The organism is Streptococcus sanguinis (assembly GCF_050223295.1).
In the GTDB taxonomy this organism is placed as follows: domain Bacteria; phylum Bacillota; class Bacilli; order Lactobacillales; family Streptococcaceae; genus Streptococcus; species Streptococcus sanguinis_X.
In genome coordinates, this window is sequence record NZ_CP071424.1 from 1121419 (window position 1) to 1144324 (window position 22906).

Annotated in this window: 24 protein-coding genes and 1 other annotated feature; all 24 genes read left to right on the plus strand. The window is 42.0% G+C overall.

All coding sequences use genetic code 11. From position 1 onward, the window contains the following. Positions 1 to 6 precede the first annotated feature (6 nt). The 24 genes from J1C77_RS05450 (at position 7) to rplJ (ending at position 22903) form a co-directional block, all read left to right on the plus strand. A complete protein-coding gene (locus J1C77_RS05450; protein ID WP_002921399.1) occupies positions 7 to 777 on the plus strand; it encodes a TIGR01457 family HAD-type hydrolase in 771 nt (256 codons plus the stop codon). After that, positions 770 to 1399: a TIGR01906 family membrane protein gene (locus tag J1C77_RS05455; protein WP_002921397.1), complete on the plus strand. Its 630-nt coding sequence runs from the start codon at positions 770 to 772 to the stop codon at positions 1397 to 1399. Before J1C77_RS05450 ends, J1C77_RS05455 begins: the two co-directional genes overlap by 8 nt. Positions 1400 to 1412: 13 nt before the next feature. Beyond that, a complete protein-coding gene (locus J1C77_RS05460) occupies positions 1413 to 2396 on the plus strand; it encodes a CPBP family intramembrane glutamic endopeptidase (RefSeq protein WP_002921395.1) in 984 nt (327 codons plus the stop codon). Positions 2397 to 2566: 170 nt separating this feature from the next. Continuing rightward, complete coding sequence (locus J1C77_RS05465) at positions 2567 to 3310, plus strand: DeoR/GlpR family DNA-binding transcription regulator (RefSeq protein ID WP_002900441.1); 744 nt, start codon at positions 2567 to 2569, stop codon at positions 3308 to 3310. Then, positions 3307 to 4218: a 1-phosphofructokinase gene (gene pfkB / locus J1C77_RS05470; RefSeq protein ID WP_002921393.1), complete on the plus strand. Its 912-nt coding sequence runs from the start codon at positions 3307 to 3309 to the stop codon at positions 4216 to 4218. The genes J1C77_RS05465 and pfkB overlap by 4 nt, the downstream gene beginning before the upstream one ends. Continuing rightward, positions 4215 to 6176, plus strand: a complete 1962-nt coding sequence (locus J1C77_RS05475) for a PTS fructose transporter subunit IIABC (protein ID WP_002921391.1) — start codon at positions 4215 to 4217, stop codon at positions 6174 to 6176. Before pfkB ends, J1C77_RS05475 begins: the two co-directional genes overlap by 4 nt. A 125-nt stretch (positions 6177 to 6301) precedes the next feature. Continuing rightward, a complete protein-coding gene (locus tag J1C77_RS05480; protein ID WP_002915309.1) occupies positions 6302 to 6676 on the plus strand; it encodes a DUF1149 family protein in 375 nt (124 codons plus the stop codon). Positions 6677 to 6678: 2 nt separating this feature from the next. After that, complete coding sequence (locus J1C77_RS05485) at positions 6679 to 7527, plus strand: DegV family protein (RefSeq protein WP_002921389.1); 849 nt, start codon at positions 6679 to 6681, stop codon at positions 7525 to 7527. A gap of 41 nt (positions 7528 to 7568) precedes the next feature. After that, positions 7569 to 8336: a 4-hydroxy-tetrahydrodipicolinate reductase gene (gene dapB / locus J1C77_RS05490; RefSeq protein WP_002921388.1), complete on the plus strand. Its 768-nt coding sequence runs from the start codon at positions 7569 to 7571 to the stop codon at positions 8334 to 8336. Further along, the gene (locus tag J1C77_RS05495) at positions 8333 to 9532 is read left to right on the plus strand and encodes a CCA tRNA nucleotidyltransferase (RefSeq protein WP_002921387.1); all 1200 of its coding nucleotides are present in this window, start codon (positions 8333 to 8335) and stop codon (positions 9530 to 9532) included. Before dapB ends, J1C77_RS05495 begins: the two co-directional genes overlap by 4 nt. Continuing rightward, the gene (locus J1C77_RS05500) at positions 9529 to 11397 is read left to right on the plus strand and encodes an ABC-F family ATP-binding cassette domain-containing protein (RefSeq protein ID WP_002921386.1); all 1869 of its coding nucleotides are present in this window, start codon (positions 9529 to 9531) and stop codon (positions 11395 to 11397) included. The genes J1C77_RS05495 and J1C77_RS05500 overlap by 4 nt, the downstream gene beginning before the upstream one ends. Positions 11398 to 11437: 40 nt before the next feature. Continuing rightward, the gene (locus tag J1C77_RS05505; protein WP_002921382.1) at positions 11438 to 11848 is read left to right on the plus strand and encodes a GNAT family N-acetyltransferase; all 411 of its coding nucleotides are present in this window, start codon (positions 11438 to 11440) and stop codon (positions 11846 to 11848) included. A 112-nt stretch (positions 11849 to 11960) separates the two neighbouring features. Further along, positions 11961 to 12920: an ROK family glucokinase gene (locus tag J1C77_RS05510; protein WP_002921380.1), complete on the plus strand. Its 960-nt coding sequence runs from the start codon at positions 11961 to 11963 to the stop codon at positions 12918 to 12920. A gap of 104 nt (positions 12921 to 13024) precedes the next feature. After that, entirely contained in the window at positions 13025 to 13864 is an 840-nt protein-coding gene (locus J1C77_RS05515; protein WP_002921378.1) for a thymidylate synthase, read from the plus strand. 124 nt (positions 13865 to 13988) lie between these two features. Further along, on the plus strand, positions 13989 to 14501 hold the full coding sequence (locus J1C77_RS05520) for a dihydrofolate reductase (RefSeq protein ID WP_002921373.1): 513 nt from the start codon (positions 13989 to 13991) through the stop codon (positions 14499 to 14501). A 224-nt stretch (positions 14502 to 14725) separates the two neighbouring features. After that, positions 14726 to 15955 carry an ATP-dependent Clp protease ATP-binding subunit ClpX gene (gene clpX, locus J1C77_RS05525; protein WP_002895582.1) on the plus strand — a complete coding sequence of 410 codons (1230 nt, stop codon included), beginning with the start codon at positions 14726 to 14728 and terminating at the stop codon, positions 15953 to 15955. A 10-nt stretch (positions 15956 to 15965) separates the two neighbouring features. Next, positions 15966 to 16553: a ribosome biogenesis GTP-binding protein YihA/YsxC gene (yihA, locus tag J1C77_RS05530; protein ID WP_002921367.1), complete on the plus strand. Its 588-nt coding sequence runs from the start codon at positions 15966 to 15968 to the stop codon at positions 16551 to 16553. 146 nt (positions 16554 to 16699) lie between these two features. After that, the gene (locus tag J1C77_RS05535; protein WP_002921366.1) at positions 16700 to 17398 is read left to right on the plus strand and encodes a glucosaminidase domain-containing protein; all 699 of its coding nucleotides are present in this window, start codon (positions 16700 to 16702) and stop codon (positions 17396 to 17398) included. 135 nt (positions 17399 to 17533) lie between these two features. After that, positions 17534 to 18940 (plus strand): amino acid permease, encoded by a 1407-nt coding sequence (locus tag J1C77_RS05540; RefSeq protein WP_002921365.1) that lies wholly within the window; start codon positions 17534 to 17536, stop codon positions 18938 to 18940. A 9-nt stretch (positions 18941 to 18949) separates the two neighbouring features. Beyond that, positions 18950 to 19897, plus strand: a complete 948-nt coding sequence (gene mmuM, locus J1C77_RS05545) for a homocysteine S-methyltransferase (protein ID WP_002921364.1) — start codon at positions 18950 to 18952, stop codon at positions 19895 to 19897. Between the two features lie 113 nt (positions 19898 to 20010). After that, positions 20011 to 20808, plus strand: coding sequence for a formate/nitrite transporter family protein (locus tag J1C77_RS05550; protein WP_002921363.1), 798 nt, complete (start codon positions 20011 to 20013; stop codon positions 20806 to 20808). A gap of 239 nt (positions 20809 to 21047) precedes the next feature. Continuing rightward, entirely contained in the window at positions 21048 to 21389 is a 342-nt protein-coding gene (locus tag J1C77_RS05555; RefSeq protein WP_042762894.1) for a hypothetical protein, read from the plus strand. 106 nt (positions 21390 to 21495) lie between these two features. Beyond that, positions 21496 to 22119: a hypothetical protein gene (locus tag J1C77_RS05560; RefSeq protein ID WP_002921360.1), complete on the plus strand. Its 624-nt coding sequence runs from the start codon at positions 21496 to 21498 to the stop codon at positions 22117 to 22119. A 110-nt stretch (positions 22120 to 22229) separates the two neighbouring features. After that, positions 22230 to 22365 (plus strand) — a sequence feature (ribosomal protein L10 leader region). A 37-nt stretch (positions 22366 to 22402) separates the two neighbouring features. After that, positions 22403 to 22903: a 50S ribosomal protein L10 gene (rplJ, locus tag J1C77_RS05565; RefSeq protein WP_002897628.1), complete on the plus strand. Its 501-nt coding sequence runs from the start codon at positions 22403 to 22405 to the stop codon at positions 22901 to 22903. Positions 22904 to 22906: the final 3 nt, after the last annotated feature.

A 22906-nucleotide genomic window follows, 5' to 3' on the forward strand; every position in this document is an offset into this window, starting at 1 on the left:
GCAGAAATGACTTATAAAGGATATTTGATTGATTTAGACGGGACGATTTATAAGGGAAAGAGTCGGATTCCGGCTGGTGAAGCTTTTGTACATGAGCTGCAGAAGCGCAAGATTCCCTACCTTTTCGTGACCAATAATACCACGCGCACGCCAGAAGCAGTGCAGATCATGCTGGCTGAGAATTTCAATATTGAAACACCGATTGAGACAATTTACACAGCTACTTTAGCTACCATTGACTATATGCAGGAGAAAAATCTGGGCAAGAAAGTCTATGTTATCGGTGATGTTGGTCTTAAACATGCCATTGAAGAAGCTGGATACATAGAGGATACAGAAAATCCTGACTATGTGGTAGTGGGGCTGGACTGGGAAGTGGACTATGAGAAGTTGACAATAGCGACTCTAGCCATTCAAAAAGGTGCTCATTTTATCGGGACCAATCCAGATCTCAACATTCCGACTGAGCGAGGTCTGCAGCCAGGAGCAGGTGCTATCAATGCCCTCTTGGAAGCAGCCACTCGGGTTGAGCCGACCTTTATCGGCAAGCCAAATGCCATCATCATGGAAAAAGCTATAGAGCATCTAGGACTGGCGCGTGAAGAAGTGGTCATGGTGGGTGATAACTATCTGACAGATATTCGAGCGGGAATTGATAATGGCATTCCGACGCTCTTAGTTACGACAGGCTTTACCCTGCCAGAAGAGGTGCCCAATCTGCCTATCCAACCGACGCATGTCTTGTCCAGTCTAGCGGAGTGGGACTTCGATGCGTGATAAGTTGAGATTTTCAGCCAGCGTTTTGTGCTTGCTGGCAGTAGCTATCCTGCTGACCATTTATCTGGCTTGGCTCTTATACCCGATGGAGATTTCTTATTTCAACTTGCCGGATAAGGTTTATTTGAAAGCAGAGACCATTCAGTATAATTTTAATATTTTGATGAATTACCTGACCAATCCTTTTAATCAGAAACTGGCGATGCCAGATTTTCGTTCGTCAGCAGCAGGGCTGCATCATTTTCAGGCGGTCAAGTATCTTTTTCACTTGGCGCAAGCTATTTTTCTAATAACTTTGCCGGCTTTGATTTTCTTTATCAAAAAAGTGGTTAAAAAGGGATTTTTAGGTCTCTACAGACGGGCTTTTCTTGTGATTACTCTTTTGCCGCTTGCCTTAGGTGTACTGGCCTTTTTGATTGGCTTTAACAGTTTTTTTACACTCTTTCATCAAGTTCTTTTTGCCGGAGACAATACCTGGATGTTTGACCCGGCCAAGGATCCAGTCATTTGGGTTCTACCAGAAGAATTTTTCATGCACGCCTTTATTCTTTTTGCTTTGCTTTATGAGGGAATCTTTTTGACCTTGTATTTCCTGAGCAGAAAGAGTAAAGAGCAAACTTAATATAGGAGATTTTATGTATTATATACCCGAACCTTTAAATCCTAAAAAAGATCTAGGACGATTTTCAGCGACTTGCTTTACTTATTTATGGGTCATGATTGCTGCTGTCTTCATTTACGTATTTGTTGCCTTTTTTGTCATCATGCCAGGACAAGGTATGGACATTCAAAAGACGCAAGACATTGTTACCAAATTCATGGAAAAGGACGGAGGAGCCTATATTATAGCTTCCTGTCTTGGCGTTCTTACTTTCACAGTGTCTCGAGGAAAGCAGCTCTTCAAATATGACCTTCGTCATAAGGGGCAGAAGATGACTCCTAAAGTTTTCTTTTACATGATTTGCTTCCTATTATTCGCCCAATTATTCACAGCTGTTGTTAATCAGCTCATGGAGGCTATCATTCAGCTCTTCAATCTAGATCTTTCTGGTATGGAATCAGGGAGCGGTGGTTCTGAGACACTGACTATGCTGATTTATTCATCTTTGATGGCCCCAGTTACAGAGGAAATTATTTTCAGAGGCGCTGGTTTGCGAGCTTTAGAGAAGCATGGAAAGATTTTTGCCATTCTTATGACTTCGATTTTATTTGGCCTTTTTCACGAAAATCTTTATCAGCTTTATTTTGCTAGTTTAATTGGTTTGGGGCTTGGCTATATCGCTTTTGAGTATTCGATTATCTGGTCTATCATTTTTCATGCTATTAATAATTTTGTTATAGCAGAAGGTTTAGCTTTTCTTTCAAAAAGAGCTCCGGAGCCTATAGTTAACATCTTTTTTTACGGCTTATTAATTGCTGGAAGCACAGTATTTCTTTTGTTTTTAATCTTGAAATGGCCAAAATTTAAGGAATACATTGCTTCCAATCGTTCGCTCCCAGGGACCTACAAACAGGCTTTTAAATCAGTCTGGTTCTGGGTTCTGGTTGTGTTTACTTTTCTTGGAACTTTTCTGCCTGTCATGGCAGCCTATATTGTATCCTTAATCAATAATAGCTAATTGCCTTTTATTTGGCAGCTATGCAACGATATGAAAGGAGTTGGATGTAGTCCAGCTCTTTTTTTGTTCGATAAAAAGATAGAAATTGAAAGTTTTTGATAGAAAATGCTTGACATTGAAAATTAAAGAGGTATAATAATAATCGTAAACGATTTCAAAGGAGGTGCTTTATGCTGAAGTCGGAAAGAAAGCAGATTATTCTAGAGACAGTCATAAGAGAAAAATTTGTTTCCTTAGACTATCTAGTACATGCTTTAAACACTTCAGAATCAACTATCAGAAGAGATTTGGATGAATTGGAGAGCGAGCACAAGCTGCGACGAGTTCATGGAGGAGCCGAAAGCCTTCATTTTCTACAGGAAGAGGAGAGTAATCAGGAAAAATCTATCAAAAGCATTCAAGAAAAGACAGCTATTGCCAAGATGGCAGCAAGCTTGATTCAAGAGCATGATGTGATTTTTATTGATGCGGGGACAACCAATGAGCTTTTAGTCAATGAGCTGCATGATCCAAGAGTGACAGTTGTCACCAACTCCATTCACCATGCGACCAAGTTGGTAGAGCGCAATATACCGACAGTCATTATCGGCGGAAAGGTCAAACGCTCAACGGATGCCAGCATTGGCGGTGTTGCCCTAAATCAAATCGGTCAGTTGAATTTCGATAAAGCCTTTATTGGAATGAATGGCATTGACGATGGCTTCTTTACCACTCCAGATATGGAAGAAGGAGCTGTCAAAAGAGCGATTTTAGAGAACGCTAAGAAAACTTATGTCTTGGCTGATCTTTCTAAACTAGGACAGACGTCCTTTGTCAAGGTCGCTCCTCTTGCCAAAGCAAGCATTATTACTATTCAAAATGAATCGGAAGTGATTCAAGCGCTGAAAGAAAAAACGGAGGTGATTGAGGTATGATTTATACTGTCACACTAAACCCTTCCATCGACTATATTGTCCGTTTGGACAAGGTCCTTATAGGAAGCGTCAATCGGATGGACAGTGACGACAAATTCGCTGGCGGAAAGGGAATCAATGTTAGCCGAGTTCTCAAACGTCTAGGTATTGAGAATACAGCGACTGGCTTTATCGGTGGTTTTACTGGCAAGTTCATCACAGATACTCTGGAAGAGGAAGGAATCTCAAGCCATTTTGTAGAAGTTGAGCAGGATACTCGTATCAATGTCAAAATTAAAGCAGATGCTGAGACAGAAATTAACGGACCTGGTCCAGAAATTTCCAGTCAGAAACTAGAAGAACTGGAGAAATTCCTTTCTTCTCTGACCTCGGAAGATACGGTAGTCTTCGCAGGTAGCAGTCCTAAAAATTTAGGTAATATTGTCTACAAGGAGCTGATTGGCTTAACCAGAAAGACGGGAGCACAAGTTGTATGTGACTTTGAAGGTCAGACGCTACTGGATTCTTTAGAGTTTGAGCCGCTTTTGGTCAAACCTAATAATCACGAACTAGGTGATATTTTCGGAGTCAGGCTCGAAAGCTTGGATCAGATTGAGAGTTATGCTCGTCAAATTTTAGCCAAGGGTGCCCAGCATGTCATCATTTCCATGGCTGGCGACGGTGCCTTGCTGGTAACTCAGGAGGGTACTTACTTCGCTAAACCTATCAAGGGCAATGTGAAAAATTCTGTTGGTGCTGGCGACTCTATGGTGGCTGGGTTTACTGGAGAGTTTGTCCGCTCTGGCGATGTTATTCAAGCCTTCAAATGGGGAGTGGCCTGCGGAACAGCAACCACCTTCTCAGATGATTTGGCGACAGCTGATTATATAAAAGAAATCTATGAAAAAGTAGAGGTAGGAAAAATATGAAAATTCAAGACTTACTAAGAAAAGATGTGATGTTGCTAGACTTGCAGGCAACAGAGAAAAAAGCTGTTATCGAAGAAATGATTCAGAGCCTAGTGGATGATGGTTATGTGACAGACTTCGAGACTTTCAAAGAAGGGATTTTGGCTCGTGAAGCCTTGACTTCTACAGGCCTGGGTGATGGAATCGCTATGCCTCACAGCAAAAATACTGCAGTGAAAGAAGCGACTGTCCTTTTTGCCAAGTCAAATAAAGGCGTCGATTATGAAAGTTTGGATGGCCAGCCAACTGACCTTTTCTTCATGATTGCAGCTCCAGAAGGTGCTAACGACACTCACTTGGCGGCCTTGGCTGAATTGTCTCAATACTTGATGAAGGATGGTTTTGCGGATAAATTGCGTCAAGTGACTTCGCCTGATCAGGTGATTGAGCTCTTTGACCAAGCTTCGGAAAAAGCGGAAGAACCTGCTGTTGTCGAACCTGCCAATGAGGGGGGAGACTTCCTTGTAGCTGTAACAGCTTGTACGACAGGAATTGCGCATACTTACATGGCTCAAGAGGCTTTACAGAAGGTTGCAGCTGAAATGGGTGTCGGCATCAAGGTTGAAACCAACGGTGCTAGTGGTGTTGGGAATAAGCTGACAGCAGAAGATATTAAAAAAGCTAAAGCTGTTATCATCGCGGCAGATAAGGCCGTAGAGATGAATCGCTTTGACGGCAAGCCGTTGATCAATCGTCCAGTTGCAGATGGTATTCGTAAGACAGAAGAACTCATCAATCTGGCCCTTTCTGGAAATGCTGAGGTTTACAAGGCAGCTAACGGTGGTGGTGCTGCAGAATCCAGCAATGAAAAGCTTAGTCTGGGCGGCGCTTTTTACAAGCACTTGATGAGCGGTGTTTCCCAAATGTTGCCATTCGTTATTGGTGGTGGTATTATGATTGCCATTGCATTCTTGCTGGATCAGATCTTAGGTGTACCAAAAGATCAGCTTTCTAATCTAGGAAGTTATCATGAGATTGCAGCTCAGTTTAAAGCAATTGGTGGAGCAGCCTTTGGCTTCATGTTGCCAGTATTAGCTGGTTATATCGCTTACTCAATCGCTGAAAAGCCAGGTCTGGTTTCTGGTTTCGTAGCTGGTGCAATTGCGAGCAGCGGTGCATCATTTGGTGCTGTTGCCTATGCTGAAGGCGGTCAGAAAACACTTGATTTAGTTGGTGTATCATCTGGTTTCCTTGGAGCTTTGGTAGGCGGCTTCTTAGCTGGTGGTATCATCCTTCTCCTTCGTAAGCTTCTTGCAGGTCTGCCTCGCTCACTTGAAGGTATCCGTTCAATCTTGCTCTTGCCTCTTCTGGGCGTTCTTGTGACTGGATTTGTGATGTTGGCGGTCAATATTCCAATGTCAGCAATCAATACAGCCCTGAATGATTTCTTGGCAAGTCTGAGCGGAAGCTCTGCTGTCCTTCTTGGTCTCTTAGTCGGTGGTATGATGGCTGTCGATATGGGGGGGCCTGTTAATAAGGCTGCTTACGTATTTGGTACTAGTACACTTGCAAGCACTGTTTCAACTGGTGGTTCACCTGTTATGGCAGCGGTAATGGCAGCTGGTATGGTTCCGCCTTTGGCAGTATTTATTGCAACTCTTTTGTTCAAACATAAATTCACTGAGGAAGAACGTGATTCAGGTTTGACAAACATCGTCATGGGACTATCTTTCATTACAGAAGGAGCAATTCCTTTTGGAGCTGCTGACCCAGCCCGTGCTATTCCAAGCTTTATCGTAGGTTCTGCTCTTACAGGTGCTCTTGTAGGCTTGTCTGGTATCAAGCTCATGGCTCCTCATGGAGGAATCTTCGTTATCGGATTGACAAATAATCCAATCCTTTACTTGTTATATGTATTGATTGGTGCAGTAGTCAGCGGTATTATCTTTGGTTACCTGCGCAAACCACTTAAAAAATAATATTTAAAGAATCTCGCTTGTCAGTGAGATTCTTTTTTGTGTTTTCTGGCCTGCAAATTTTAGCATGGAAACTTCGTTCGATATATGGTATAATGGGCCTATCGCATATTTTTAGGAGAATAAAAATGAACATACAGCGCGAAAAAGAATTTGTTAGTCAGTACCATTTTGACGCCCGAAATTTTGAGTGGGAAAAAGAAAATGGCACACCTGAAACCAAGGTTGATGTGAATTTCCAATTGGTCAAAAGAGATGTCGAAGCCCACACAACTTCATTGATTGTGATTTTGACTTTTATGATTGTTTTTGAGAATTTTGTTATCAGCGGAACCATTTCGCAAGCCAACCACATTCACGGTCGTCTTATTGAAGAACCGAGTGAATTTGACCACGATGAAGTAGAAGAGTTGGCTCGGCCTTGCTTGACCATGCTTAACCGCTTGACTTATGAAGTGACAGAAATTGCTCTGGATTTGCCTGGCATTAATTTGGAGTTTTAATCATGAAGTTAGCGGTTATCACAGATTCATCGGCCTATCTGCCGGCTTCGCTGCTAGAGAACGAAAATCTTTTTGTTTTGGACATTCCGGTCGTGATTGACGGTGAGTCTTATGTCGAAGGCAGAAACTTAACAGCCAGTGAATTTTATGAAAAAATGGCTCAGTCAGATGAATTGCCTAAGACCAGTCAGCCTAGTATTGCTGAATTAGAAGAGATTCTCACCATTCTAGACGGCAAAGACTATACCCATGTTCTGGGGCTCTTTCTATCTAGCGGTATTTCTGGTTTTTACCAAAATATTCAGTATCTGAAAGATGAGTTTCATGGTTTGAAAATTGCCTTTCCGGATTCCAAGATTACCAGTGCACCGCTCGGTATCATGGCCCAATCAGCTCTAGAATGGGCAGAACAAGGCCTAGATTTTGAAACAATTTTAGCTAATGTTCAAAAGCAGATTGATGGCACCAGCGCTTTTATCATGGTGGACGACTTGAACCACTTGGTCAAAGGAGGACGGCTGTCTAACGGAGCAGCTATTCTGGGAAATCTGCTTAGTATCAAGCCTATTCTGTATTTTAACGTTCATGGTGTGATAGAGGTTTTTGAAAAGATTCGGACGGAGAAGAAGGCTACTAAGCGTATGCTGGAACTTGTCCAAGAAAGAACAGCGGGCGGTGCTTATCAGATTATGGTTATCCATGGCAATGCGCCAGAAAAAGCAACTGAGCTTCAGCAGAATCTGCTAGGCAGTGGTATTGCTGGCGAAGTTCCTATCGCAACCTTTGGCAGCGTCATCGGGACACACTTGGGTGAGGGCAGCGTTGCACTTGCTTATATTCCTGTAATTTGATTGTCTGAGTACCTAAGCTTGTCTCTGTAAGGAGGAGAAACATGAGTATTAAAGTTATTATTGCTGGTTTTAAAGGAAAAATGGGCCAAGCAGCCTACAAAATGGTAACAGAAGATCCGGAACTAGAATTAGTTGGACTGCTGGATCCTTTTACGGATGAAAAAGAAGTGGCTGGTGTTCCTGTTTTCAATGCTAAGGAAGAATTGGCTGGACTGGAAGCCCATGTCTGGGTTGATTTTACAACCCCTAAAGTAGCTTATGAAAATACTCGCTTCGCCCTAGACCAGGGATTTTGCCCGGTGGTAGGAACGACAGGTTTTACTCCTGAGCAGTTGGAAGAGTTAATCAAACTGTCTAGAGAAAAGGAGCTGGGTGGATTGATTGCTCCGAACTTTGCTTTGGGAGCTGTTTTGCTGATGCAGTTTGCAGCTCAGGCAGCTAAGTATTTCCCAAATGTAGAAATTATCGAACTGCACCATGACCAGAAAAAGGATGCTCCGAGTGGGACAGCTATCAAGACAGCTGAGCTCATCAGCCAAGTAAGACCAAGCAAGCAGCAGGGAGCTGCTGATGAGGAAGAGTCTATAGTTGGCGCCCGCGGAGCCGATTTCGACGGCATGCGTATTCATTCGGTTCGCTTGCCAGGTTTGGTTGCCCATCAAGAAGTAATCTTTGGCAGCCAGGGAGAGGGATTGACCCTGCGGCATGATTCATATGACCGTGCTTCCTTTATGACAGGAGTTAATCTCGCTATTAAAGAAGTTGTCAAACGCTCAGAATTAGTCTATGAATTGGAACATTTACTATGAGATTAGAAACTCTGCCTTCTGAATTTCAGGAGGCTTTGCCAGTATTAGAGAAGATAAAAGCGGCTGGCTTTGAAGCTTATTTCGTTGGGGGTTCTGTTCGAGATGCCCTTTTGCAGCGACCTATTCACGATGTGGATATCGCTAGCTCCAGCTATCCTGAGGAAACCAAGCGTATCTTTGAACGGACAGTTGATGTGGGGATTGAGCATGGAACTGTCTTAGTTCTGGAAAATAACCGTGAATACGAAGTGACTACTTTCCGGACCGAGGATGTCTATGTGGATTACCGCAGGCCCAGCAAGGTTTCTTTTGTGCGCTCATTGGAAGAAGATCTTAAGCGGCGCGATTTCACCATCAATGCTCTAGCTTTGGATGAAAACGGCCAGGTCATCGATCTTTTTCAAGGCTTGGATGACTTGGAAAATCGGATTTTGCGGGCTGTTGGGACGGCTGCTGAGCGTTTTAATGAAGATGCTCTCCGCATCATGCGGGGCTTTCGTTTTCAAGCTGCCTTGGATTTTGACCTGGAGCAAGATACTTTTGCGGCTATGAAGGATTGTGCTCCCTTGCTTGAAAAGATTTCGGTTGAACGAATTTTTATCGAGTTTGACAAGCTCTTGCTGGCTCCGTTTTGGCGCAAGGGTTTAGAGGCACTCTTGACAAGCGGTGCCATAGAATTTTTGCCAGATTTGAAGGGGAGCAGAGCTAAGTTAGAACGGCTCTTTGACTTAGCTTCAGATTTTCGCTTTTCAGCATCTGAACAGGCTTGGGCAGCCCTTTTACTGGCTTTAGATGTGCAAAATGTCAAAGGTTTTCTGAAAAAATGGAAGACTTCTCGTGAATTTGCCAAGAAAGTAGAAGACTTGGTTGAGATTGCGGCCATCCGCTCAGAACGAGACTTGACTAAGCGCGACTGCTATGACTATGATATTAACTTATTGCTACAAGCAGAAGAACTCCGACAGGCGCAAGGTTTGGCAGTTGATTTCTCTGCGATTCAGAATCTTGATGCTAGTCTAACTATTCATAACAAGCAGGAAATGGTTGTTAATGGTGGTATGCTGATGCGGGAGTTCGGCTTTGAGCCTGGACCAAAACTGGGTCAAATTCTGAAAGAGTTGGAATACGCTATTGTAGATGGCTACTTACCTAATGACTTAGAGGTCATTTACGCCTATATCAAGGAGAAAAAATGAGCGATTTTATCGTTGACAAGCTAACCAAATCAGTAGGAGATAAGACTGTTTTTCGGGATATTTCCTTTATCATTCATGACCTAGACCGGATTGGTCTGATTGGTGTCAATGGAACAGGAAAGACGACGCTGCTGGATGTGTTGTCGGGCAAGTCGGGCTTTGACGGAGATGTCAGCCCTTTTTCTGCTAAGACAGGCTATAAGATTGCTTATTTGACTCAGGAGCCTGATTTTGATGAGGAGCAGACGGTGCTTGATACTGTTTTGTCCAGTGATTTACGGGAAATGCAGTTGATTCGAGAATATGAGCTGCTCCTGACGGCTTATGATGAAAGCCAACAGTCAAGACTAGAAGCGGTTATTGCCGAGATGGACTCGCTCCATGCTTGGGAAATCGAAAGTCAGGTCAAGACGGTTCTGTCCAAGCTTGGTCTGACTAATCTGTCACTTAAGGTTGGTCAGTTATCAGGAGGTCTTCGTCGCCGAGTTCAGCTGGCTCAGGTTCTCTTAGGTGATGCCGATTTGCTCTTGCTGGACGAGCCGACCAACCACCTAGATATTGATACCATTGAATGGCTGACGCATTTCTTGAAAAATTCAAAGAAGACCGTGCTTTTCATCACCCATGATCGCTATTTCTTGGATAATATTTCGACACGAATTTTTGAGCTGGATGGCGGTCGCTTGATTGAATACCAGGGAAATTATCAAGACTATGTCCGTCTCAAGGCAGAGCAGGATGAGCGGGATGCGGCCTTGCTTCATAAGAAGCAGCAGTTATACAAGCAGGAGCTTTCCTGGATGCGACGGCAGCCTCAGGCTCGGGCAACCAAGCAACAGGCTCGTATCAATCGTTTCCATGACCTCAAGAAAGATTTGGCAGGCCAGACGACTGACAGCAATCTGGAAATGAACTTTGAAACCAGCCGTATCGGTAAGAAAGTCATCGAGTTTCAAAATGTAGACTTTGCTTATGACCAAAAGCTTATTCTCTCTCAATTTAGTCTTTTAATCCAGAACAAGGACCGAATTGGGATTGTCGGAGATAACGGTGTCGGCAAGTCGACCTTGCTCAATCTGATTGCCGGTAAACTTCAGCCTCAGGCTGGTCAGCTCATTATCGGAGAGACAGTTCGAGTGGCTTATTTCTCTCAACAGATTGAGGGCTTGGATGAGTCTAAGCGAGTCATCAATTATCTGCAAGAAGTGGCTGAGGAGGTCAAGATTGGCAGTGGAACGACTTCCATTGCAGAGCTCTTAGAGCAATTTCTCTTCCCTCGTTCTACTCATGGGACTTTGATTGAAAAGCTATCTGGCGGAGAGAAAAAGCGCCTTTATCTGCTCAAGCTTCTTTTGGAAAAGCCGAATGTCTTGCTTCTTGACGAGCCAACCAATGATTTGGATATTGCAACTCTGACGGTCTTGGAAAACTTTCTGCAAGGCTTTGCCGGTCCAGTTATTACAGTCAGCCACGACCGCTATTTCCTAGACAAGGTAGCCGGCAAGATTTTGGCTTTTGAGAATGGAGTGATCAGAGAATTTTTCGGAAATTACACGGATTACTTAGATGAAAAAGCCTTTCTGGCAGAAAGCTCTGCTATTTCCCAAAAGGCGGAAAAGGAAAAATCGGCCAAAGTGCGCGAGGAGAAAAAGCGCATGACCTACTTTGAAAAGCAGGAGTGGGAGTCTATCGAGGCCGATATCGAGGAGCTGGAGGAGCTGATTTCTGAGATTGAAGCGGCCATGCAGGAGAATGGATCTGACTTTACTCGCCTGTCTGAACTCCAGCAAGAACTGGATGAGCAGAACGAGAAACTGCTGGAAAAATACGAGCGCTATGAATACCTGAGCGGGTTGGACGGATGAAAGAAGTAGTGTTTAGGAAGAAATCTAAACGGAGGCATCTATGAAACTAAGATTGGAAAATACCGACTCAAAGAAAACACAAGAACTGGGAAATTTGATCAGGGCCTACAATCAATCTAAGAGGGAGCCCTCCAAAAGCGAACCTCTTAACATCTATGTGGAAGACGAACAAGGAAATCTGCTGGCTGGTATGGCGGCTGAAACTTTTGGTAATTGGCTGGAGATTGAGTATTTGTATGTGAACGAGGATTTGCGAGGGCAAGGCATAGGTTCAAAAATACTGTGCAAGGCTGAACAAGAAGCCAGAGAAAGGAAATGCAAATATTCATTTGTAGATACGTATCAATTTCAAGCTCCAGATTTTTATAAAAAGCACGGCTATAAAGAAGTGTTTGCGCTGAAAGACTATCCTTATACTGGTGAAAGATATTATTATACAAAAGAGTTGTGAGTTTACTTGGGGAATAAAGATTAATTTGCTTTTCATTTTTCTTTATGCAAACCTTTTCCTTACTGAAAAAATCTGATATAATGATGATAAATAAAACACAGAGGAGAACATCATGTCGAAAAAAATAATCGGAATTGACCTTGGTGGAACATCTATTAAGTTTGCTATTTTGACTTCAGAGGGCGAAATTCAGGAAAAATGGTCCATTAAAACCAATGTTTTGGACGAAGGCAGCCACATCGTAGATGATATGATTGAGTCAATCCTGCATCGTTTGGAATTACTTCAGCTTTCAGCAGAGGATTTTATTGGGATTGGTATGGGATCGCCAGGAGTTGTTGACCGCGAAAAAGGCACTGTTATCGGTGCTTACAATCTCAATTGGAAGACGCTGCAGCCGGTCAAGGATAAGATTGAAAAAGCGACTGGGATTCCTTTCTATATTGACAACGATGCTAACGTTGCCGCTTTGGGCGAACGTTGGATGGGTGCTGGAGAGAACCAGCCTGATGTAGTCTTTATGACACTGGGTACAGGTGTTGGCGGAGGAATTGTTGCAGAAGGCAAGCTCTTGCACGGACTTGCTGGAGCAGCAGGGGAGTTGGGTCACATCACTGTTGACTTCGATCAGCCAATTCTGTGTACCTGTGGCAAGAAGGGATGCTTGGAGACTGTTGCATCTGCGACTGGTATTGTCAATCTGACTCGTCGCTATGCTGATGAGTATGCTGGTGATGCTGAGCTGAAAAAACTGATCGACAATGGTGAAGATGTCAATGCAAAGGTTGTCTTCGACTTGGCGAAAGAGGGCGATGAGCTGGCTCTGATTGTCTATCGCAATTTCGCGCGCTATCTAGGAATTGCCTGTGCCAATATCGGCTCTATTCTCAACCCATCTACAATCGTTATTGGTGGTGGCGTATCAGCTGCGGGTGACTTCTTACTTGATGGTGTGCGCAAGGTTTATGAAGAGAATAGCTTCCCGCAGGTTCGTACTTCAACCAAGTTGGCCTTGGCTACTCTTGGAAATGATGCTGGCGTTATCGGGGCAGCTTCATTGGTATTACAATAATTCTACAAGTATGCTTCATTTGTTCTCCTGCAGAAAGGTCTGTAGGAGAATTTTTATAGAAAATTTGCTATACTAGAAAAAGCTCACTGAACGAAGGAGAAATCATGACGCTAGCAGATACGATTTTCAAAGAGAATATTAAAAAAATTATGGAGCAGGGTGTTTTTTCTGAAAATGCCCGTCCGCGCTACAAGGATGGAAATGTGGCTAATTCCAAATATATCACTGGTTCTTTTGCGGAATACGATTTGAGCAAGGGAGAATTCCCAATCACGACTCTGCGCCCTATTGCCATCAAATCTGCCATCAAGGAAGTTCTTTGGATCTATCAAGATCAGTCCAATAGCCTGGAACTGCTCAACGACAAGTATAATGTTCACTATTGGAATGACTGGGAAGTTGGCGATACAGGTACTATTGGGCAGCGCTACGGAGCTGTTGTCAAGAAGCACAATATTATCAATAAAATTCTCCAACAGCTGGAAGCCAATCCTTGGAATCGTCGCAATATCATCTCTCTCTGGGATTATGAAGCTTTTGAAGAAACAGATGGCTTGCTCCCATGCGCTTTTCAAACCATGTTTGACGTTCGGCGTGTAGATGGAGACATTTATCTGGATGCGACTCTGACTCAGCGCTCAAATGATATGTTGGTTGCTCACCACATTAATGCTATGCAGTATGTGGCTCTGCAGATGATGATTGCCAAGCATTTCGGCTGGAAAATTGGCAAGTTCTTTTACTTTATCAATAACTTGCACATCTATGACAATCAGTTCAAGCAGGCAGAAGAGCTATTGCGTCGGGAACCTAGCGACTGTCAGCCTCGGCTCGTTTTAAATGTGCCGGATGGAACCAATTTCTTTGATATCAAAGCAGAAGATTTTGACTTGCTGGACTATGATCCCGTTAAACCTCAGCTGAAGTTTGATTTGGCTATTTAACGATTTTGATAAGTGTATGCGAAAACTTCCAACCTCTGCAAAAGTTCTGCCTGAATCATACTTTAAACATGCCTTTTTACAGCAAATTTGATAGAATAGAGTTACTAATACAAAGGATAAAAGGATGACAAAGAAGATTATTGCCATTTGGGCTCAGGCAGAGGATGGTCTGATTGGAAAAGACAAGGTCATGCCCTGGCATCTCCCGGCAGAATTGCAGCATTTTAAAGCAACAACCACTGGACATGCTATTTTGATGGGCCGAGTGACCTTTGATGGTCTGCAGCGTCGCGTTTTGCCAAATCGGATTAGTCTGATTTTGAGCAGGGACAAGAACTATCAAGTTGACAATGAGAATGTCTTGCTGTTCAGCAATGTGGAAGATGTCTTGGATTGGTACCACAAGCAAGATAGAAACTTGTATATTATTGGCGGAGCGCAGATTATCAGGGCTTTTGAGCTGTATTTGGAAGAATTGATTCAGACTCAGATTGCTGCTAAGCTGGAAGGAGATACCTATTTCCCTGAGACATTTGACTGGGCTCCTTATCAGGAAGTTAGCAGTGAATTTCATGCCAAAGATGAAAAAAATCCTTATGATTTCACTATAAAAAGATACCGAAGGAAGGACTCGTAAGAATGGAACGTAGTATTTTTGGTTTTTTTACGGCCTTTTTATGTGTCATTTGTCTTATTTGTGCCGTTCAAACCTTTCGGAAAAAGCGGTTTGGACTGGCAGCTTTATTTTTGCTGAATGCTTTTACAAACTTGGTAAATTCCATTCATGCTTTTTATATGACACTTTTTTAACATGTACGAAAGAAAATAAATAGATTTAGAATTTTAGAATTGGAGTAAACAATGCCTACAAGTCGTAATGATGATATGATGGTTTTTTGTTCTTTCTGTGGGAAGAACCAAGATGAGGTGCAGAAGATTATCGCTGGTAACAATGCCTTTATCTGTAATGAATGTGTGGAGCTGGCACAGGAGATCATCCGTGAAGAGCTAGCCGAGGAAGTGCTGGCAGATTTATCTGAGGTACCAAAACCTCAGGAGCTGCTGAATATCTTGAACCACTATGTTATCGGGCAAGACCGAGCTAAGCGTGCCTTAGCAGTAGCGGTCTATAATCACTACAAGCGTATTAACTACCACGACAGCCGTGAAGAAGAAGATGTGGAACTGCAAAAGTCAAATATTTTGATGATTGGTCCGACTGGGTCAGGTAAGACCTTCCTGGCGCAGACTCTGGCTCGCAGCCTCAATGTGCCTTTCGCCATTGCGGACGCAACAGCTTTGACTGAAGCTGGTTATGTCGGAGAAGATGTTGAAAATATCCTTCTCAAGCTTTTGCAGGCGGCTGACTTTAATATTGAGCGTGCGGAACGCGGGATTATCTATGTCGATGAGATTGACAAGATCGCTAAAAAAGGCGAGAACGTCTCTATCACTCGTGATGTTTCGGGTGAAGGAGTTCAGCAAGCTCTTCTGAAGATTATCGAAGGAACCGTAGCGAGTGTACCGCCGCAGGGTGGACGCAAGCATCCGCAGCAGGAAATGATTCAAGTTGATACCAAGAATATTCTCTTCATTGTTGGCGGTGCTTTTGACGGTATCGAAGAAATCGTAAAACAGCGTCTGGGTGAGAAAATCATTGGTTTCGGTCAGAATAACCGAGCAATCGACGAAGATAGTTCCTATATGCAGGAAATTATCTCAGAAGACGTTCAAAAGTTTGGAATTATCCCTGAGTTGATTGGCCGTTTGCCTGTTTTTGCTGCTCTGGAGCAACTGACAGTTGATGATTTGGTCCGTATTCTGAAAGAGCCTAGAAACGCCCTTATTAAGCAGTATCAGGCCCTTCTGTCTTATGATGACGTTAAGCTTGAATTTGACGAGGATGCTCTGCAGGAGATTGCAAATAAAGCGATTGAACGTAAAACAGGTGCTCGCGGTCTTCGTTCTATCATCGAAGAAACTATGATGGATGTCATGTTTGAAGTTCCAAGTCAGGAAAATGTCAAGCTTGTCCGCATTACCAAAGAAGCAGTAGATGGAACAGATAAGCCTATTCTAGAAACTGCCTAACGAGGTGCTTATGGAAATCAATACCCACAACGCAGAGATTTTGCTGAGTGCAGCAAATAAATCGCACTACCCTCAAGATGATATTCCAGAGATTGCCTTAGCTGGCCGATCAAACGTCGGAAAGTCCAGCTTCATCAATACACTGCTTAATCGTAAGAATTTAGCACGAACTTCAGGAAAACCTGGAAAAACTCAGCTGCTAAACTTTTTCAACATTGATGACAAGCTGCGTTTTGTCGATGTGCCAGGTTATGGCTATGCCCGTGTTTCCAAAAAAGAGCGTGAAAAATGGGGTCGGATGATTGAGGAGTATCTGACCAGTCGTGAAAATCTCAAAGCGGTTGTTAGCCTTGTTGATCTTCGGCATGATCCTAGCGCAGATGATGTGCAGATGTATGAATTTCTGAAATATTATGACATTCCGGTTATCCTAGTAGCGACCAAAGCTGATAAAATCCCTCGCGGAAAATGGAATAAGCACGAGTCAGCTATTAAGAAAAAGCTGGACTTTGACAGAAATGATGATTTCATTCTTTTTTCCTCAGTCACCAAGGATGGTTTAGATGCTGCTTGGGATGCGATTTTGTCAAAAATTTAATGATACGAATTAAATCCAACTCGTTTTTGAGCTGGATTTTTTGAAATAAAACGAAAAATGTCATATACTTGTAAATTATCAATAGTGTTTTTTAATCTTTAGTATGTTACAATGGTATCATTAACATCTTATTCAGGAGAAGTGCTGTGAAAAAGAGAATTTCAAAAAAAGGTAAGAGAATCCTTTCAGCTTTATTCATCATGACGACGACGATTGCTGTTGGTTTCGTCTTGGCAAAGCATATTAATCCTGCTAGTGCTAATAATAGCGACCAGCAGCCTATGAATCAAACAGACTATTTCATCTCACAAATCGGTGAGCCAGCGCGTCAGTTGGGACAGGACAACGATCTTTATGCCTCTGTTATGATTGCACAGGCTATTTTGGAAAGTGGTTCAGGACAGTCTGGTCTGTCTGGTGAGCCTCATTATAACCTTTTCGGTATCAAAGGTCACTATGATGGCCAATCTGCTAATATGGAGACTTGGGAAGATGATGGAGAGGGAAATGCCTACACCATCAACGATAGTTTCCGTTCATATCCTAGCTATGTAGAGTCTCTGCAAGACTATGTTGCAGTGCTCAAGCAAGGCCATTTTGCAGGTGCATGGAAGAGCAATGCGCCAACCTATCAGGATGCAACAGCTGCCCTAACCGGTGTCTATGCGACAGATACTAGCTATAATGTTAAATTGAATTATATTATTGAAAAATATGATTTGACTCGCTTTGATTCGCCACTCTCTGAGTCTGGTGCTGGCTATATCGTTTACAATCCTTATCGTCAGCAATACACTACTCAAGATATCTTAGACGTCGATACTGCTTGGGCGAATAGATTTTAATAAAGACAACAAAAAAGAGGGAGACCTCTTTTTTAGTATATAGGTTTTCTTTATGACCCAAATAAAAAATATATATGATTCCTTACTTTCCTTTATGATACAATAGGTAAATAGCAAAAAAATAAAGGAAGTATTATGGCTAAAAAAGATTCAAAACATGAACATTCTCAAAACCACAACTTTGAGAATGAAGGTGAATTTCAGCGTAAAATGACGAGCAGGCATCTCTTTATGCTGTCGCTAGGCGGTGTTATTGGGACAGGTCTTTTTCTCAGTTCTGGTTATACGATTGCTCAGGCAGGGCCTTTGGGGGCAGTCTTGTCTTATCTAATTGGTGCAGTGGTGGTTTATTTGGTTATGCTCTCTTTAGGAGAGCTTGCTGTTGCCATGCCAGTGACTGGTTCCTTCCACACTTATGCAACAAAGTTTATTAGTCCAGGCACAGGCTTTGCAGTTGCTTGGCTCTATTGGCTTTGTTGGACGGTGGCTTTAGGAACAGAGTTCTTAGGTGCAGGTATGCTGATGCAACGATGGTTTCCTAGTGTTCCAGCTTGGTTTTTTGCGGCTTTTTTTGCAGCTGTAATTTTTGGGATGAACGCTCTTAGTGTTAGATTGTTTGCGGAAGCAGAATTCTACTTTTCAAGTATAAAGGTGATCACGATTATTGTCTTTATTATCTTGGGAATTGGTGCCATATTTGGTCTGATTCCTATGAGTCACCATCAAAACGCGCCTTTCTTCAGCAACTTGACAGCTCATGGAGCTTTTCCTAAAAGCTGGACAGCTCTTTTGTCTATTATGTTGGCAGTAAACTATGCCTTTTCAGGTACAGAACTTATTGGTATTGCAGCAGGAGAAACGGATAATCCGACAGAAGCTGTGCCTAAAGCTATTAAAACAACGATTGGTCGTTTGGTAATTTTCTTTGTTTTGACAATCGTTGTTCTAGCTGCTCTGTTACCAGTCAAGGAAGCAGGAGTGACACAGGCTCCTTTCGTAACTGTTTTTGATAAGATTGGCTTACCTTATGCAGCGGATATCATGAATTTTGTTATCTTAACAGCTATTCTGTCAGCGGGAAATTCTGGTTTATATGCTTCCAGTCGTATGCTATGGTCTTTAGCAAATGAAGGAATGATTAGCCGAAAAGTTGTAAAAATTAATCGACATGGTGTACCAATGAGAGCTCTCTTATTATCTATGTTAGGTGCTGCATTATCACTTTTTGCAAGTTTTTATGCGGCAGACACAGTTTTCCTAGCTTTGGTTTCGATTGCTGGTTTTGCGGTAGTAGTTGTTTGGTTGTCTATTCCCATTGCTCAAATTCGTTTCCGCAAAGAATGGCTGAAAGAACATCAGGAAGAGGAACTAGCTTTCAAAACTCCCTTTAGTCCTTTCTTGCCTTACATTACGATAGTTCTTTTGGTTCTTTCTGTCGTTGGGATTGCTTGGGATAAGTCGCAAAGGGCAGGACTTTATTTTGGTCTACCTTTTGTTGGTCTTTGCTATCTATATTATTACCTTCGACATCGCAGATTTTAGGAGTATTTCATGGGAAAATTTAAAGATTTGCTTGACAAGCAAGAAATTATTATTTTAGATGGAGCCTTAGGCACAGAGTTGGAAAGCCTGGGTTATAATGTATCTGGTAAGCTTTGGTCCGCTCAATACCTATTAGACCAGCCTCAGATTATTCAAAATGTGCATGAAAGCTATGTGAGAGCTGGCAGTGACATCATCACTACGTCTAGTTATCAGGCCAGCATTCCAGCATTTATAGAGGCAGGACTAACTCCTGAAAAGGCTTATAATCTTTTAAAAGAGACAGTCTTCTTAGCACAAAAGGCAATCGAAAATATCTGGATAGGATTATCTCCAGAGGAGCAGAAACAGAGACCCTATCCTCTGGTTGCAGGCTCGGTAGGGCCTTATGCTGCTTATTTAGCTGATGGTTCCGAGTATACGGGAGACTACCAGCTGAGTGAGGAAGAATATCGAGATTTTCACCGTCCGCGTATCCAAGCTTTACTAGAAGCTGGGAGTGACTTGCTGGCTATTGAAACAATTCCAAATGGGGCAGAAACGGCAGCAATCCTCCGACTTTTAGTTGAGGAATTTCCGCAGGCTGAGGCTTATTTGTCCTTTGTCGCCCAGTCGGAGAATGCTATATCAGATGGCACTAAAATTGAGGAATTAGGAAACTTGGCTCAAGAAAGCCCACAAGTCCTGGCAGTTGGTTTTAACTGTACCGCTCCACATTTAATTGCTTCTTTATTAGGTAGGCTTGGACAAGTGTGCAACAAACCTTTGCTTACCTATCCAAACTCTGGCGAAACTTATAATGGCTTGACCAAGACTTGGCATGACGATCCAGAGCAGGAGCGGAGCTTGCTGGAAAATAGTAAACTTTGGCAAGAGCAAGGAGTGCGTCTTTTTGGTGGTTGCTGCCGAACACGGCCAGAAGATATTGCTCAGTTATCAAAAGGATTTAAGGGTTGAAAATAGATTTTCAATCCTTTTTTAGAAAATTTAAAAAGGTTCTCGAAAACGCTATCAAAAGAAAGAACTTTGTGATATACTATACATAGTTTAAATTAATAGGAGAATTTTTTATGCCTGAATCGACATTTATCCCTAAAATTGAAGCAGCTTGCCGCAAGAAAGAAGCTTTGTTTGATACAAGCAAGGCCAAGTACGCTGTTCGTTCCATCTTTGCCGGAGCTTTCCTAACCTTTAGTACTGGTGCTGGAGCTATTGCGGCAGATTTGACGAATAAGATTGTTCCAGGAACTGGGCGTTTTCTCTTTCCTTTCATCTTTGCTTGGGGATTGGCTTACATTGTCTTTCTAAATGCAGAGTTGGTGACTTCCAACATGATGTTTCTGACTGCTGGTACCTTTTTGAAGAAGATTGACTGGAAAAAAGCTTTGGTGATTTTGCTTTATTGTACCTTTTTCAATCTGATTGGCGCCTTGATTGCCGGCTGGCTCTTTGCTAACTCGGCTGCTTATGCGGGACTTAGCAAAGATAGTTTCATTTCAGGTGTTGTGCAGATGAAGCTTGCTCGCTCTAATGAGCTGATTCTTCTTGAGGGAGTCTTGGCCAATATCTTTGTTAATATCGCTATTCTTTCCTTCGTTTTGGTTAAGGATAGTACAGCTAAGCTCTTCTTAGTAATATCAGCCATTTATATGTTTGTATTCCTAACCAACGAACACTTGGCTGCTAATTTTGCTTCCTTTGCTATCGTGAGATTCAGCTCAGCAGCAGCGGAAGTGCAAAATTTTGGTATTGGAAATATCCTACGTCACTGGGGCGTAACCTTTATCGGTAACCTCATCGGTGGTGGCCTACTCATAGGTTTGCCATACGCTTGGTTTAATAAAAATGAAAAAGATTACGTGGATTAAAATGCAGCTTTAGGGCTGTATTTTTTTGAAAAAATATTTGAATTTTTACACTTCAGAGGTCTAATTCAAACCAAGCTGTCAATTTCTTTCAGTTCTCTAATACTATCTTTGACTAACTTTCTAGTCTCTTTTTTAATGTTCATTGGCTATCAATCTCTAATATCTAAGCAAAAAAGTTGACAGATATATCAAAGTTTGTTAAATTAATTTGGTATATTATGTCATCAAAAGGAGATGTTATGAATAAGATCACTATTCAGTCACCAGATGGAAGCAAAGTCAAAACCTTGTCACCATCTTACTCTATTACAACTTTTCTATTTAGTTTTTTTGTACCACTTTTTCGAAAAGACTGGAAATACTTTGGTATTATTTTAGGTTCTTTCTGCGCTTTGCTTGTTATTGCTGTGCTTTTCATTCCAGAAGATTTGTTAAAGCCAACTGGAACAGCCTTTAATTTCTTTTGGACTTTTTTCTATAATCGTTTTTGGATAAAAGATCGTGTTTTCAATGATGGATGGCTGCCTGCCGATGAAGAAAGCAGAAATCTACTTAAAAAGACTTTTCCTAATATGCCATAAAACTACTGGAATAAATTTTTTCTATGATAAACAAAGTTACATACTCAAGAGGAGGAATGCGATATAAAAGGCGATAAAGAATTGAGTTTAGGAGGAGCTGGGGGAAATGGGAAAAAGGATTAAGTTTTCTCCGCTAAAAGCTAGAATTTTGATGATGGTCAGTCCAATGTTTTGCGCTATCTTCTTTGGTTTGGGTTCGTGTAGTTTTATTGATCATACATTAAAAGTAGGATTATCATTTTGGCTAGATATGATTCGTGAAGATTTTATGTTGGTTCTTTCCTTTATTTGGTTCAATATGAGTTTAGTCAAGTCTATCTATAGAATGATAAAAAATAATCTTTTGTTAAACAGTAATATTCAGGAATTGAGAGATTGTTATCCTGAGCTTGAGGAGGACTGGCAAAATCTTAATGATGCGGACTACCTTGACAAAGATTTGCAAGTTTTGGTTTATGGCAATCATCTCATTTGTTACAGGACATTTGATATTGCCTACCTGCCAGAATGTTCTAAGATAGATGCATTTATGAAGATGTATCGTTTAGGTAGTCGTTATAAGGTGAGACGAGTTCATTTTTCTGCATGGTATCTTGATGGCAGTGAATTTGAACTCCGTACAAATGAGTTGCGAAAGTTTATTGGAATGAATCAGAAAGCTCGTAAAGATGCCTTATTTGATTATATAAGAGAGAACTTTGATTATATTGAACTCGAAACTTTCGACTAAGGGAAAGAAGTAGATATTAGTCAAGTAAGAGATTTGCAGAAAATAATGACTAAATTTTAAAAGATTGTATAAAAAGCTTGCAATCTTTTTTTTCTTTTGCTATAATTATCAATGGTTTGAAAAAACTGCCTAAGACAGTAGGGGAGCTCGACTCATAAAGATCCTACCGAGGACAAAACGTATCATGTAAAAAGAAGCGTATTGTACTTTCGTGTCTAGGTTTGGGCGCGTTTTTCTTTTGGAAAATTCCCCAAGCAAAATAATTACGGAGGTGAAACACTAAATGAGTGAAGCTATTATTGCTAAAAAAGCGGAACTGGTTGACGCAGTTGCTGAGAAAATGAAAGCTGCTGCATCTATCGTCGTTGTTGACGCTCGTGGTTTAACTGTTGAGCAAGATACCGTTCTTCGTCGTGAGCTTCGTGGAAGCGAAGTTGAGTACAAAGTTATCAAAAACTCAATCTTGCGTCGTGCAGCTGAAAAAGCTGGACTTGAAGACCTGGCATCTGTTTTTGTTGGACCATCTGCAGTAGCATTTTCTAACGAAGATGTTGTTGCTCCAGCGAAAATCTTGAACGACTTTGCTAAGAACGCTGATGCACTTGAAATCAAAGGTGGTGCAATCGAAGGCGCTGTCGCATCAAAAGAAGAGATTCTTGCGCTTGCAACTCTTCCAAACCGCGAAGGACTTCTTTCTATGCTCCTTTCTGTACTTCAAGCGCCAGTTCGCAACGTTGCACTTGCTGTCAAAGCAGTTGCAGACAACAAAGAAGACGCAGCTTAATCT